This window comes from Variovorax sp. CCNWLW225 (assembly GCF_037204045.1).
Lineage (GTDB): Bacteria > Pseudomonadota > Gammaproteobacteria > Burkholderiales > Burkholderiaceae_C > Variovorax.
On record NZ_JBBCBV010000021.1, the window covers coordinates 1 to 13,161 of the forward strand.

General features: G+C 64.9%; 11 protein-coding genes and 1 pseudogene. 10 read left to right on the plus strand and 2 right to left on the minus strand.

What is annotated here, in order from left to right; all coding sequences use genetic code 11:
- Positions 1–77: 77 nt before the first annotated feature.
- From V9L20_RS23645 to V9L20_RS23660, 4 genes and pseudogenes are all read left to right on the plus strand, one after another.
- Positions 78–617, plus strand: a pseudogene (locus V9L20_RS23645) (LysR substrate-binding domain-containing protein); the annotation flags it as partial.
- A gap of 138 nt (positions 618–755) precedes the next feature.
- The gene (locus V9L20_RS23650) at positions 756–1,730 is read left to right on the plus strand and encodes a Bug family tripartite tricarboxylate transporter substrate binding protein (RefSeq protein ID WP_337298504.1); all 975 of its coding nucleotides are present in this window, start codon (positions 756–758) and stop codon (positions 1,728–1,730) included.
- A 4-nt stretch (positions 1,731–1,734) separates the two neighbouring features.
- Positions 1,735–2,916 (plus strand): CaiB/BaiF CoA transferase family protein, encoded by a 1,182-nt coding sequence (locus V9L20_RS23655; protein WP_337298462.1) that lies wholly within the window; start codon positions 1,735–1,737, stop codon positions 2,914–2,916.
- Positions 2,913–3,674: an enoyl-CoA hydratase gene (locus V9L20_RS23660; RefSeq protein WP_337298463.1), complete on the plus strand. Its 762-nt coding sequence runs from the start codon at positions 2,913–2,915 to the stop codon at positions 3,672–3,674. Before V9L20_RS23655 ends, V9L20_RS23660 begins: the two co-directional genes overlap by 4 nt.
- A 30-nt stretch (positions 3,675–3,704) precedes the next feature.
- Here V9L20_RS23660 and V9L20_RS23665 read toward each other — a convergent pair whose 3' ends face one another.
- Positions 3,705–4,109 carry a hypothetical protein gene (locus V9L20_RS23665; protein WP_337298464.1) on the minus strand — a complete coding sequence of 135 codons (405 nt, stop codon included), beginning with the start codon at positions 4,107–4,109 and terminating at the stop codon, positions 3,705–3,707.
- Between the two features lie 876 nt (positions 4,110–4,985).
- Between V9L20_RS23665 and V9L20_RS23670 the strand changes: the two genes are divergently transcribed.
- From V9L20_RS23670 to V9L20_RS23690, 5 genes are all read left to right on the plus strand, one after another.
- Positions 4,986–6,209, plus strand: a complete 1,224-nt coding sequence (locus V9L20_RS23670; RefSeq protein WP_337298465.1) for an HlyD family efflux transporter periplasmic adaptor subunit — start codon at positions 4,986–4,988, stop codon at positions 6,207–6,209.
- A 41-nt stretch (positions 6,210–6,250) separates the two neighbouring features.
- Complete coding sequence (locus tag V9L20_RS23675; protein WP_337298466.1) at positions 6,251–7,570, plus strand: hypothetical protein; 1,320 nt, start codon at positions 6,251–6,253, stop codon at positions 7,568–7,570.
- Positions 7,558–10,956, plus strand: coding sequence for an efflux transporter outer membrane subunit (locus V9L20_RS23680; protein WP_337298467.1), 3,399 nt, complete (start codon positions 7,558–7,560; stop codon positions 10,954–10,956). Before V9L20_RS23675 ends, V9L20_RS23680 begins: the two co-directional genes overlap by 13 nt.
- 171 nt (positions 10,957–11,127) lie before the next feature.
- The gene (locus V9L20_RS23685; protein WP_258502177.1) at positions 11,128–11,487 is read left to right on the plus strand and encodes a hypothetical protein; all 360 of its coding nucleotides are present in this window, start codon (positions 11,128–11,130) and stop codon (positions 11,485–11,487) included.
- 198 nt (positions 11,488–11,685) lie between these two features.
- Positions 11,686–12,216, plus strand: a complete 531-nt coding sequence (locus tag V9L20_RS23690) for a L,D-transpeptidase (protein WP_337298468.1) — start codon at positions 11,686–11,688, stop codon at positions 12,214–12,216.
- A 110-nt stretch (positions 12,217–12,326) separates the two neighbouring features.
- Here V9L20_RS23690 and V9L20_RS23695 read toward each other — a convergent pair whose 3' ends face one another.
- Positions 12,327–12,608, minus strand: a complete 282-nt coding sequence (locus tag V9L20_RS23695; protein WP_126747002.1) for an HU family DNA-binding protein — start codon at positions 12,606–12,608, stop codon at positions 12,327–12,329.
- A 268-nt stretch (positions 12,609–12,876) separates the two neighbouring features.
- On the opposite strand from V9L20_RS23695, the gene V9L20_RS23700 reads away from it, so the two are divergent.
- Complete coding sequence (locus tag V9L20_RS23700) at positions 12,877–13,134, plus strand: general secretion pathway protein GspL (protein WP_258502175.1); 258 nt, start codon at positions 12,877–12,879, stop codon at positions 13,132–13,134.
- Positions 13,135–13,161: the final 27 nt, after the last annotated feature.

The following is a 13,161-nucleotide window of genomic DNA, read 5'->3' on the forward strand; positions in this document are numbered from 1 at the left end:
GGTAGAGTTTTACGTGGGTCAGTCTTAGACGGAAATTAGCGCGTTAGCCGGGTCATTTTTCGGTGGCAATCAACACCTACCCGCAGATCACGCTGAAGATCATGGAAGAGAACAGCAAGATCGTGCAGCAGTTGCTGCGCGACAAGGTGATCGACGTCGGCATCTATGAAAAGAAGAGCGGGTTCCTCGACCTGCCGAAATTCGACTACCGGCAAGACAGGCTGGTGCTGGTGTACAGCCGCCGGCATTTCCAGTTTGCGGCGGAAGGGCCGGTGGGCATCGACGACTTTCTGGACCTGCCGATCGTGAGCCTCGGCAAGGGCTCGGCGATTTTGTCTGCCTTGCAGGGCGCCTACCGCAGCCGCGGCCGGTCGTTTCCCAACAACTTCTCGACCAGCGGTTTCGACACCATGCTGGCGCTGGTGCGCCATGGCTTGGGCGTGGGCCTGATGCCACCCGAGGTGCTGCGCAGCTTTCACCCCGAAGACGACCTGGGCTCGGCCGAAATCCTGAGCGACTGGCACCACCGCGCCTATGTGCTGTCTTGCGTGGAAGGCCATGCGCAGGAGCAGACGCTGCGCAACGTGGTGGCCCAGTTGATAGGCGACAAGGCCTAGGAAGAAAGCGGCCCTTTTGTGGCGGCGGCTTCGCGGATTGCGAAGCCAGGCATGCCTTTCACATTCTTGCGACGTCCTCTGCGCTACGGGAGAGTAGCGGCACTACTACTACGACAGAGACAAAGGACGCACGAGATGATGAAACGCCGAGACTTCATTGCGGCCAGCGCCGTCGCGCTGGCCGCACCCTGGGCCCTCGCGGCCACAGAGTTGCCCAAGGGCATCGTCAAGATCTACGTGGGCTGGGCGCCCGGCGGCGGCACCGATGTGTTCGCCCGCATCGTGGGGCAAAAGCTCTCGGAGCTGTGGGGCCGCTCGGTGGTGGTCGAGAACAAGCCCGGCGCCACCGGCGCGCTGGCCGCGGACTTTTTTGCGCGAACCCGCTTCACCGAAGGCGTGAACCTGCTGATGGCCCATGTCAACACGCACGCCATCTCGCCGCACATCTTCAAGAGCATCACCTACGACCCGCTGAAAGACTTCGCGCCCATTGCCATGGTCGGCGCCACGCCGCACATCCTGGTGACCAGCGCGAAGAATTCCACCGGCTCGGTGAAGGAGGTGGTCGAGCAGTGCAAAAAGAGCCCGGGGAAGATCAGCTTCGGCTCATCCGGCACGGGATCGGTGCAGCACCTGGCGGCCGCAATGTTCAACATGGCCGCCGACGTCAAGAGCATCCACGTGCCCTACAAGGGGTCGGGTCCGATGCAGACGGACCTGATCGGCGGGCAGATCGACTACAGCTTCGACACCATGACGGCGGCCACGGCCCAGGTCAAGGCCAAGCGCATGACGGGCATCGTCCAGACGCGGTTGCAGCGGGCAAAGGGCTTTCCGGAGATGCCGACCATGGACGAGCAGGGCTTCAAGGGCTTCGACGTCTCCAGCTGGTATGGCGTGGTCGGCCCCAAGGACATGTCCAGGGACCTGGCCCTGCAGATCAACGCCGACATCAACAAGGTGCTGGCGCTGCCAGATGTGGTTGCGCGCTTCGACGGCTACGGCGTGGAGGACGGCGGCGGTTCCGTCGACAAGTTCGCGGCTTTCATGGCCGCCGAGTTCAAGAAATGGGGCGATGTGGTGCGCACCGCCAAGGTCACCGAGGAGAGCTGAAAAAATGAACCACGCGCGACAACTGCCGCTGCAGGGCATCCGGGTGCTTGACGTGAGCCAGGTCATGGCCGGGCCGTTCGCCTGCATGCTGCTGGCCGACCTGGGGGCCGATGTGATCAAGGTCGAGCCGCCGAGCGGCGACCAGACCCGCGGCGCCATGGGCTTCAAGATGAAGGGGCCGGACAGCATGGGCTTCTTGAACATGAACCGCAACAAGCGCTCGCTGACGCTGGACCTCAAGAACGAGGACGATCGCGCATCGTTCTACAAGCTGGCCCAGACCGCCGACGTGATCGTCGAAAACTACCGCCCCGGCGCGGTGCAGCGCTTGGGCATCGACTACGAGTCCATCAAGAAGATCCACCCGAAGATCGTGTACGTCAGCATCTCCGGCTTCGGCCAGAGCGGCCCATGGGCCGAGCGGCCGGGCTTCGACCTGATGGCGCAGGCCATGTCCGGCGTGATGAGCGTGACCGGCTACCCCGGCGAGAAGCCGGTCAAGGCCGGCGTGCCGGTGGCCGACATCGGCTGCGCGCTGTTTGCCACCTACGCGCTGCTCGCGGCGTACATCGGCGCGCAGAAGTCGGGCGTGGGCCAGCACATCGACGCCTCGCTGTTCGACGCGGCCATGGCCTTCTCGATCTGGGACATGTCCGAGTACTGGGGCACGGGCAAGCAGCCGACACCGCTGGGCACCAGCAACAAGATGAGCGCGCCCTACCAGGCGGTCAAGGCGCGCGACGGCTACTTTGTGATGGGCGCGACCAACCAGAAGCTCTGGACCCGGCTGTGCGAACTGCTGGAGCGGCCAGACCTCGTCGAGCACGCGGACTACGCCAGTGTGTCGCTGCGCTTGAAGAACCGCGAGGCGCTGATCGAGGCGCTCGAACGGGAGTTCGGCCAGCGAAACAGCGCCGACTGGATCGACGCCATGCTGGCCGCCGGCATCCCCGCCGGGCCCATCCTGTCGTATCCGGAGGCCTTTGAGGGTGAGCACGGCACGCATCGCCGCATGTGCATGGAGATCGACCATCCGATCGAAGGCAAGGTCAAGAACATCGGCTTTCCCGTCAAGCTGCTGGGCACGCCGCAGCAGGTGCGCCGGCACCCGCCATTGCTGGGCGAACACAACGAGGAAATCCTGGCCGAGATCAACGCGCCCGCCGGCGCAGCGGAGGCCTTGTGAGTTCAGCTGAATGCGTGCGGCTGGCAGTCCATGCATCGGGCGTGGCCGAGATCGTGATTAATCGCCCCGAACGCCACAACGCGATGACGCTGCAGATGTACGAGGCGCTGCTGGAGCACATTGGCGCGTGCGTGCGCAACCCGGCGGTGCGCAGCGTGCTGTTCAAGGGGGCGGGCGGCAAGTCATTCATCTCGGGCACGGACATTGGCCATTTCAAGGATTTCCAGGGCGGCCGTGAAGGCATCGCCTACGAGGCATTCGTGGAGCGCGTCATCGATGCGGTCGAGCGCATTGCCGTACCCACCGTGGCGGTGGTCGACGGCTGGGCCGTGGGCGGCGGGTTGGCCCTGGCCACGGCCTGTGACTTCCGGGTCTGCAGCGACGCATCGCGCTTCGGCGCACCGATTGCCAGGACGCTGTCCAACACCTTGTCGTCGCGCAACATCGCGCGGCTGCAGGCCGCCCTGGGCGTGCCGCGCGTCAAGCGCATGCTGCTGCTCGCCGACCACCTGACGGCGCAGGAAGCGCTGGCCTGCGGCTATGTGCATGCGGCCTGCACGCCGGGTGAACTGGACGCCGCGGCCCTTGCGCTGGCAGGGCGGCTCATGGCACTGTCGCCGGTCACGCACAAGGCCGTGAAGGAGAGCATCCGCCGCATCGTCGTCGAGCAGCGGCTGGACGACGATGACCTGATCGAGGAGGTGTACGGCAGCCAGGCATTCCGCGATGGGGTGGCCGCTTTCATCGGCCGTGCCTGAGTAGTGCAGGGCAGTCGTGCCCTGATGGTTTCACGGCTGCTCGAATCGAATCTCGGCCACCGTGGGCGCGTTGGGCTCCCTGGTGTTGGCATTCGCAAGGGCGCCGTCTTTCTCGGTCTTGAACCAGTAGCGGCAGCCGGTTCGGGCAACCATGGTCACGCACATGGCGCCATCCGGGTTCAAAAACCATTTGCCCGAGGCGCGGCCGGGGCCGCTTCGGTTGACGAAGTCGACGCGGCCGTCGGCATAAAACTGCCAGCGCGAGATCATGCCGCTCGCAAGATTGCTCGAGACGATGGGTTTGCCGATCAAGGTGCTCTCGATCTCGGCCTTGCTCAGGTACACGCGGTCGTGCGGTCCAGGGGGCTCGTCTGAAATGGCGGGAACGGCTGCAACGCAAACAAGCGTGCGAATGGCGAAGCGCGCGATGGACATGGCATGCCCTTCCTGACGTTGCCGGAAACGTCATTCGTTCTTGGCGTCTTGATGAAGCAAATAGCATTCAATGGCGTTACAGCGCATTAACCATAAAGCGCTACTCGTCAGGGCCTCGCGCGCGGTGCGCGCGCGCAAAGAAGGCGTGCTTTTTCCACAGGGCGGCTCGGCGAAGGCGGCGCTCGTGGGCAGCAATGACACGACCTGTGCTCCGGTAGCGCCTCGGTAAACGGCCGAAGAGCGTGGGGGTGGCAATTTGCGGCGGCCCGGCACTGGGGGGCTGCAAATCGCGGAAAAGCACTATGGCGCCAACCGCAATCCCGCATGTATTGCCTTGTGTCGCAGGTATCGCTGATGTAAATGCGGCTGCGTAGGGGCTTTGCCACGGCCAATCGTTGCAGGCGTTGTCGAAAACCGTCAGCTTCGATCAGGTTGGTTACCGGATATGTTCAGCCGCCCTCGCGCACCGGTTTCGCGATGTGGAGCGGTTGAACCTTCGCGCCTCGCACTTCCGACCCTTTTCCTGCCCGCTCGCTGGGCGGCCTGAAGGGGCGCGGCGGCTGCTTGCCGCATGAGGTCTTTTGTTGTCAACCCGGTCAAAGCCGCGAGCCGTGTAGGACCTTTGCGCGAGCGGACGAGCGGCGGCAATGTGAAGTTCGCACATCTTGTTGCGGACCGAAGCAGTGGTAAATCGCCTTTCGCCGTACCTTCTTATTGCACTGCAGCATTGCGGACACGCTGGCCATCACGTCGGCCGGCTCCGTTGTGCTGTGGGCAATTCCTTTCATTCAATGGATGTTGCGCCGGTCTTCGGCGCACGCCTTCGCATCAAAGAGGTGGGGTATGCGTGTGTCGAAACTGCCTTCATTGGTTTTCTTGTCCAGCGTCCAGCGCCGGCAATCGGGCGCCTTTGTTCCCAAGCTGGCGGGCTATGTGCTGCTGGCTTTTGTGCTGTGGCTGATGGTCTCAACGCTGGTGCAGCCGCTCTTGTCGTCGCAGGCCACCCGGGCGGTGCTGCAGGCGCCGGTGGCGTTGATCACGTCGCCCATCAACGGCGTGGTCACGCAAATGGTGGTGCACGCCCGCGACACGGTAGAGCCAGGCACCACCGTGGCCACGGTGCGCAACCCGACCGTCAACCAGGAAATCCTGACCACGCTGCGTTCGCAGCACCTGGCGCTGCAAAGCCAGTTGGCGCAGCTGGGCAACCAGTTCAAGGCCGACAACCAGGAGATGAGGTCCGTCGGCCAGGAGGCCAACGTTCACCGCCAGGCCTCTGTGGCACAAGCCTGGGAGGCCTGGCAGGTTGCTCGCCGGCAGCGCGACGCGGCGCACAGCATGGTCGAAGAGCAAGAAAACAAGGTCAAGACCAACCAGGCCTTGCTGGCCGAAGGCGCCATCAGCGAGCAGGTCATGAACGCATCGGTGGCGCAGCTGAACACAGCCCGAGCCACTGCGGCTGTGGCGGAGCAGGCGTTTGCCGGCCAGGCCCAGACGGTGGCAAGCGCGGGGCAGGGCGCCTTTGTGGGCACCAGCGGCAACAGCCTTTTCCAGACGCTGGCAAGCCGCCGCGAGGCGCTGCGCAACAGCGTGGGCCGCGCCCAGCAAGACGGCGCGGCCATTCTCCAGCAGCTCAAGCAAGTCATTCAGCTCGAAGATGAAGAGCGCCGCCGGGTCGAAAAGCTGTCTTCCTACGAGATCAAGGCCACGCAGGCGGGGCAGGTTCATTCGGTGCTCGCGCCTGAGGGCGCCTACGTCACGGCCGGTGCCTCGCTGGTGCGTGTAACCGACTGCAGCCGGCTTGGTGTGGTGGCGGTGTTTCCGGCGCGCGTGGCCAAGCGCCTGGGCATCGGCTCCATGCTCGACGTGAAGATCGGCGAAAACTCCAAGTCGATGCCGGCACGGGTCGAGCAATTGCTGCCCGTGGCTTCAGAAGAACTGCAAAGCACCTACAGCGTGCCGTTCCCTTACGCGGAACAGGGCTCCCTCTACGCCGTGGCGCGCATCGAAAGCAAAGAGGCGCCAGCGGCTCCGGCGGATGGAGGCAGCAACATGTGCGCCCCCGGCAAGGTGGTGACGGCCACCCTTCAAAGATCTTGAGCGCAGGCAGAAATGCAACGCCCAGCAGCCGGAACAAGCCCATGCAGGTTCTCTCCTCCATTCCGCGCACCTTGGCGCATTGCGCTGTCGCATCGATGGTGTCGATGTTGCTGATGCCCGCGGCCCATGCGCAAAAGCCTGGCGCCACGCAGCAGCAGCTCGCGCGCCAAAGCTGCGAGGGGCTGCGCCGCGCGGTGGCTGAAGACCAGAAGGGCGCAGCCTCGGGGCCGCTGTTCCTGGCCAGCTACCGGCTTGCGGACAACAAGCAGGGCCCGCCGTTGGAGCCCGCGCTGGCCGGCGCAGCCTTTACTTATGACAACGCACTGGCCGGCATTGCGCTGCTGGCCTGCGGCGACACGGCTTCGGCCAAGCGCATCGGTGATGCCGTGGTGCGAGCGATGGAGCGCGACCCGGGCATGCCCGACGGCCGCGTGCGCAACGCCTATCGCGCAGGTCCCATGACCGAAGACAAGGCCGCGCTGCCGGGCCGCTGGGATGCGGGCAAGAAGCAATGGATTGCCGATGCCTACCAGGTGAGCACCGCCACCGGCAACGTGGCTTGGGCCGCGTTGCTGCTGCTGAACCTTTCAGAGGCGGATCGGTCGGCGGCCTACCTGGACAGCGCGCGCAAGCTGCTGGGCTGGATCGAGCAGCGCACCCGCGCCAAGAATGCGCCCGACGGCTACAACGGCGGCTGGTATGGCTGGGACAACGCGCAGCGCGCGCAGACGTGGAAGTCCACCGAGCACAACATCGACATTGCCATGGCTGCAGCCTGGGCCGCGCGCGCAGGCGGGCCCGCCGAAGCCGAGCGCCAGCAGGCCCGCACCGCGCTCGAGTTCGTCAATCGCATGTGGAATGCGCAGGAGCAGCGCTTCAATATCGGCACCAAGGAGGACGGCGCCACCATTTCCACCGAAGCCTCGGGCCTCGATGCACAGCTGTGGCCCGTGCTGGCGGCGCCTGAAGGTTCGTGCGCGTGGACCCGGGCGCTCGACTGGGTGGACAAGAACCATCGCTTTGCCGAAGGCTACGGCTTCTCGCGCAACCCCGACGGCATCTGGACCGAGGGCAGCGCGCAGGCCGCCGCCACGCTGGTGGCGCGCAAGGGCACGGCACCCGAGGCGCTGTGGCAGCTGCTTGCATCGCAACGTGCCGACAACGGCCTGTATTACGCAACCCCGAGCGCCCGCATTTCCACCGGCCTGGCCATAGGACCGGACTCGACGGGCGCCGACTTCTACTACTACCGCTGGCCCCACTTGGGCGCTACCGCCTGGATTGCGCTTGCCGCAACCGGCTTCAACCCCTTCACCGGCAAGACCATTGCCGCAGGAGCTATCCCATCATGTCCAACCTGATCGCTACGCCGGAGTTCCAGCTCAACGCCCTTGTTGCGGGCCTCGCGCTTCTCCTCATGTCACTGGCGCGGGTCGATCGCACCAGCCATCGCATGGTGTTTGGCGCGCTTACCGCGCTGCTGCTGATGCGCTATGCCGTGTGGCGCGTGGTGGCCACCATGCCGCCTTCGGACCTGGGCTTTGAAACGCTGTTTGCGTGGGTGTTCCTGGCCTTCGAGCTCACGGCCATCGTCTACACGCTGATGTCCATCCACATGCTGGTGGGCCGCCGCGACAACACGAAGCTGGCCGATCTCGGCGAGGCCGAGCTGCGCCGGCGCGGCGACAAGGTGCCGGCGGTGGATGTGTTCATCTGCACCTACAACGAAGAACTGGCGGTGCTCGAAAAAACCATCATCGCCGCGCAGGCCATCGACTATCCGCGAGTGAACGTCTGGGTGCTGGACGACACCCGGCGCGACTGGCTGCGCGACTACTGCGAGCGCAAGGGCGTGCACTACGCGCGCCGGCCCGACAACAGCCACGCCAAGGCGGGCAACATGAACAACGGGCTGAAAATTTCTGCGGGCGTAACCAACGCGCCGTACATCCTGGTGCTCGACGCCGACTTTGCGCCGCAGCGGCAAATCATCTACCGCATGCTCGGCCTCTTCGCGGACCGCAAGGTCGGGCTGGTGCAAACGCCGCAGTTCTATTACAACGCCGACCCCATCCAGCACAACCTGCGCGCCACCGACAGCTGGGTCGACGAGCAGCGCGTGTTCTTCGACGTGCTGCAACCCGCGAAGGACGCGGCGGACTCGGCCTTTTGCGTGGGCACCTCGTTCATCGTGCGGCGCGACCTGATCACCGCCGCGGGCGGCTTTCCGGTGGGCAGCGTGTGCGAAGACATCCACACCACCTACCTGCTGCTGCGCAAGGGCCACATCACGCGCTGGCTGGGCGAGCGCCTGTCGAACGGCTTGTCGGCCGAGAGCATCATCGACTACATCAACCAGCGCAGCCGCTGGTGCCTGGGCACGGTGCAGCTCGCGCTGCTGCCCAACGGTCCGCTGCGCGGCAAGGGCTACAGCTTCTCGGCGCGTCTGCACTTCCTGCACGGGTTGCTGCATTGGCTGGGCAAGCCCTTCATGGCAATGATCATGCTGGCGCCTGCGCTGTACTGGTACGCAGGCGTGTCGGTGTTCCACGCCACGCCGCAAGCTTTTGCGTCATTCGGGTTGCCACCGCTCATGATGTTCTGGGCCTACAGCTACTGGATCAGCCAGCGGCGCTGCCTGCCGGTGTTCAGCGAGGTAAGCCAGCTTGTGGCCGCCATGGCGGTAACGGGCACGCTGGCCAGCGCAATGCTGCGGCCCTTCGGGCGCCCCTTCAAGGTAACGAACAAGGGACTCGACCGCTCCAAGACGGTGGTGCACTGGAAGCTGGTGGCGGTGTTCGGCGGGCTGCTGGTGGCGCTGCAACTGGGTGGCGCGTCGGTGGCCTTGAGCGGCGAGGAGCTCACGCCCGGCGACGAGCTGAATCTGGTGTGGACCGGCATTGCGCTTGTTCTTTGCCTGGCGGCGCTCATCGCCTGCGTCGATCTGCCACGGCCCGATCAGGAAGAGCGCTTTCCTTGGCGCGCGCGCACCCGGCTGCGAACGGCCACCGGCGAAGTCGACTCGCGCTTCGTCAACATTGCTGCGGATGGCGCGCTGCTCGAATCGCGCGCTCTCAAGCGCATGCGCGTGGGGCAGCCGCTGGAGGTGTACGTCGAGCCGGTCGGCTGGTTGCCTGCAAAGCTTGCCGGCAAAAGCTCGGCTGGGGCCGAACTGCGATTTGCCGGCACCGAGGCGCAGCGCGAACGTTTGGTAAGCCATGTGTTCAACGTGCCCCCGAGCCACGTCGCGGTTCAGGTACGGCCATGGCGTGCCGCGTCGGCCTTGCTCGCCAGCGCGGGCTTCGGCGCGCCCGAAGCAGGGTTCGTGCGCTTTTCTCTGCGGCTCATCCTGATGGTGCTGGCGGTGTGCGTGGTGCTGGTGGTGAGTGGCTGCAACATGACGCCACCCATGAAGCAGCCCGACCTGGCGTTGCCTTCGCAATTCCCTGCGGGCACCGCGGCGCCCAATGCCGAGCCGGTCGAATGGCGCAACTTTGTTCAGGACGATGAACTGCGCGGGCTCATAGCCACCGCGCTCACCCAGAACCGCGACCTGCGCGCCTATGCCGCGAAGGCCCGCGAAGCGCGCGCCGTGTATGCGGGAAGCCGTGCCTCGCTGTTCCCGCAAATCGGGCTGTCGGGCCATGCGCAGCGCGCGCAAACCACGCCTCAAGGCTCGCTCAGCCCAGTGGGCAATGTGCCGTCCGACGGGCGTGTGTCGAACAGCTTCGACATCCAGGCCGGCGTCACGTCGTATGAGCTCGACTTCTTCGGGCGCCAGCAGAGCACGGCGCAGCAAGCCGGCGCGTTGGCCGAGGCGGGCGACAAGGACTTTGCCGCGGCCCGCATGAACCTGGTGGGCGAAGTGTCGAACGCCTATCTGACGCTGCGCGCCGACCGTGCATTGCTTGCGCTCGCAAATGCCAACGAAAGCGGCCTGGCCTCCAACGCCGACATGATCGGCCGCGCCAAAGCGGCCGGCGGCGCTGCGCAGCTCGACGTGTACCGCGCGCAGTCGCTGCTGCAGAACGCACGGGTGCGGCAAGAAGAATTCCGCATGCGCGTTGCGCAAGACCTGCAATGGCTGAACGTACTGGTCGGCCAACCGGTGCCGCCCGACACGGGCAGCGCACGGCCCTGGCCGGAGCGCTCGACGGCATCGGTGGCAGCGGGTCTGCCGTCCAGCCTGCTTCAGCGGCGTCCGGACCTTCTGGCGGCGTATTCGCGGGTGGAGGCCGCCAACGCCGGCGTGGGAGCGGCCAAGGCAGCCATGCTGCCCACCATTTCGCTCACGGCGCTGGCGGGCGGCATCAGCGGAGATTTGTCGACGCTGCTGAGCAGCGGCAACAGGAGCTGGGCCGGCGTGCTGGGTGTGTCGCTGCCCATCTTCGATTGGGGCCGCCGCTCGGCCAATATCACCGGCAACGAAGAGCGGCTGGCTGCTGCCATGGCATCGTATGAGTACGCCGCGCAAGTCGCATTCCGCGAGACCGCCAATGCACTGATTGCCGACGACCACATGCGCCCGCAACTCGAGGCACAGCACGCCCGCGTGCAGGCGCTCGAAAAGGTGGCGAGCATTTCGCGCACGCGGTTCCGCGGCGGCCTGGAAGATTATTTTTCGAGCCAGGACGCGCAGCGCGAGCTCTATTCGGAGCAACAGCAGCTCATCGAGATGCAACTGAAGCAGGCTGTGAACATGGTCAACCTTTACAAGGCGCTCGGCGGCGGCTGGCGCGGCGCGTAATGGCATCGCATCAGCGCATGCAAGCGCGTCAAATTTCACGACTTGTGCGGATCGTGGAGTGCGCGCTGTCGTCTTCGCGCCGCTCCCTGCGTTCTTGATTGCAGACTGCGCTCGCGCTGGGCATCCGCCCCCGGGTTGCCAGTCGCAATCAAGACTTCAGGGAAATTACAAATGAAAATCAAGCACTCGGTGGCTCACGTTCTGGTGACCTCGGCCATGGCCTTCGCAATCGCACCGGCAATGGCGCAAGGCGTTGCACAAGCGGCAAAGACCGACATGCCAGCCATCTCGGGCAACGTGTACATGCCGGCCGGACAACAAAACCAGACCGGCGGCCCCATGGGCGAAACCGGCACCACGCTGCAAGCCGCCATGCCCGCCGCACCTGTGCGCGTGGTTGCCCCGGCACCGGCGCCCGAGCCGGTGCGCATGGTGGCGGCGCCGGCACCGGCACCCGTTGCTGCGCCAATGCCCGCACCTGAGCCGGCGCCCGCACCGCCGGTGCGCCGCGCCCGCGCTGACCGCGGCTGATCGACTGCGCCTCCGGCGCCTTGGCGTGGCCGCCAACTTTGAGTTGCGGCCACGCTCCGAGCCGGGTTCTCGCGCCATGTTTTGCCGCTTATGAAAAACTCCCTGCTCCTGTCTTTTGCGTTTGCATGCGGGGCAGCCTTCATTCACGCGGCAACCAGTGCTGCCGAGAATTCCGCAATCGCCCAAGCATCGGTCGAAGTGCGGCAGCTGGCGCAAGCAGCCACCAGCGCGCAAGACAACCAAGGCCTTCCTTTCGTAATCGTCGACAAGAAGAAAGCGCACGTTTTCATCTTTGGCGCTGACGGTACCCTGCAAGGCGCATCGCCCGTGCTGCTGGGGCTCGCGCAAGGAGACGAGTCGGTGCCAGGCATCGGCGAGCGAAAGCTTTCCGACATACGCCCTGATGAACGCACCACGCCCGCCGGGCGCTTTGTCTCAGAGCCTGGCGTCAACCTGCAAGGCGAAGATATTGTCTGGGTGGACTATGGCGCGGCCGTGTCCATGCATCGCGTTCGAACGAACAACAAGTCAGAGCGGCGGCTGGAGCGGCTGGCGTCGGCAAATGCGGAAGATCACCGCATCTCCTATGGCTGCATCAATGTGCCCGCGGCGTTTTACGACGCCTATGTGAAGCCGGTGTTCGGCAGTGCGCGCGGCGTGGTCTACGTCTTGCCCGAGAAGCAGCCTGCACGCGCGTATTTCAGGTTCTTGCCCGAAGGCGACGGTTGACCCGGCGCCGGGCTTTGTACAGCGGTGCGCTGCAGGTTGGCGCGCTGGCCCGAAAACGCATTCGAGCCGGCGAATCGCCAACTTTGGATCGGGGCTGGTGCCCCGATCGATCAGCCCACCTGGTTGATCGCGTCCTTCAACGCCTTGCCGGCGGCGAACTTGGGACTCTTGCTGGCCTTGATGGTGATCGCTTCGCCGGTCGATGGGTTGCGGCCCTGGCGCTCGGCGCGGCTCGCCACGGTAAAGGTGCCGAAGCCGATCAGCTGAACGGTTTCTCCACGCACCAGGGCGCGCGACAGATGCTCGAGCGCCGAGTCGAATGCGCGGCCTGCGTCGGCCTTGCTGAGGTTGGTGTCTTCTGCGATTGCGGCAATGAGGTCGGTCTTATTCAAAACAGGAGTTCCTTTCAATAGAACGGTTGGAAAAAAGATAGGTACAGCACCCGAGTTTGACTGAATGCGAACGCCGAATTCCCGCGCGGCGAGAACTTCGCCGAAGGGTGTGTGGCGTACTGGACAGAGTTGTACCCTAGTTGCGGTGTTACACGTAACCAATCCCGAACGTGAAACATTTCCTGTGGGAATTCGGGCGCACCACGTATCTTCGTGGCCAAGCCAAACAGGGCAACTTTTGATATTGCCGGCTTGCACACCCACAGCAATGAATAACTCGGAATCTTCGGTCCTGCGCATCCGCAACTGGCGTGGCACATTGATGGCCGCCCTCATCGGCCTGCTCATCGTCATGGCAATGATCATGAAGTGGCTCGTCGAATTTCAGGTGGATGCGGCCGAAGAGCGCCGCTCGCTGGAGGCGCTTGCGCGCGAGGCCGAGGCGCGCTGCTTTGCATTGGCTTCGTATCGCGCAACAGAGGCGTGCCGGGCGGCGCACGCAGCACGCGCCAATACGCAGAAATAACGGGCCACGAGCTGCCAACGCGTTCTC

Bases quoted from the DNA above. Each gene is read 5' to 3' on its own strand.
- V9L20_RS23650 (WP_337298504.1), top strand. From the start codon at position 756: ATGAAACGCCGAGACTTCATTGCGGCCAGCGCCGTCGCGCTGGCCGCA.
- V9L20_RS23655 (WP_337298462.1), top strand. From the start codon at position 1,735: ATGAACCACGCGCGACAACTGCCGCTGCAGGGCATCCGGGTGCTTGAC.
- V9L20_RS23665 (WP_337298464.1), bottom strand. From the start codon at position 4,109: ATGTCCATCGCGCGCTTCGCCATTCGCACGCTTGTTTGCGTTGCAGCC.
- V9L20_RS23675 (WP_337298466.1), top strand. From the start codon at position 6,251: ATGCAGGTTCTCTCCTCCATTCCGCGCACCTTGGCGCATTGCGCTGTC.
- V9L20_RS23680 (WP_337298467.1), top strand. From the start codon at position 7,558: ATGTCCAACCTGATCGCTACGCCGGAGTTCCAGCTCAACGCCCTTGTT.
- V9L20_RS23685 (WP_258502177.1), top strand. From the start codon at position 11,128: ATGAAAATCAAGCACTCGGTGGCTCACGTTCTGGTGACCTCGGCCATG.
- V9L20_RS23700 (WP_258502175.1), top strand. From the start codon at position 12,877: ATGAATAACTCGGAATCTTCGGTCCTGCGCATCCGCAACTGGCGTGGC.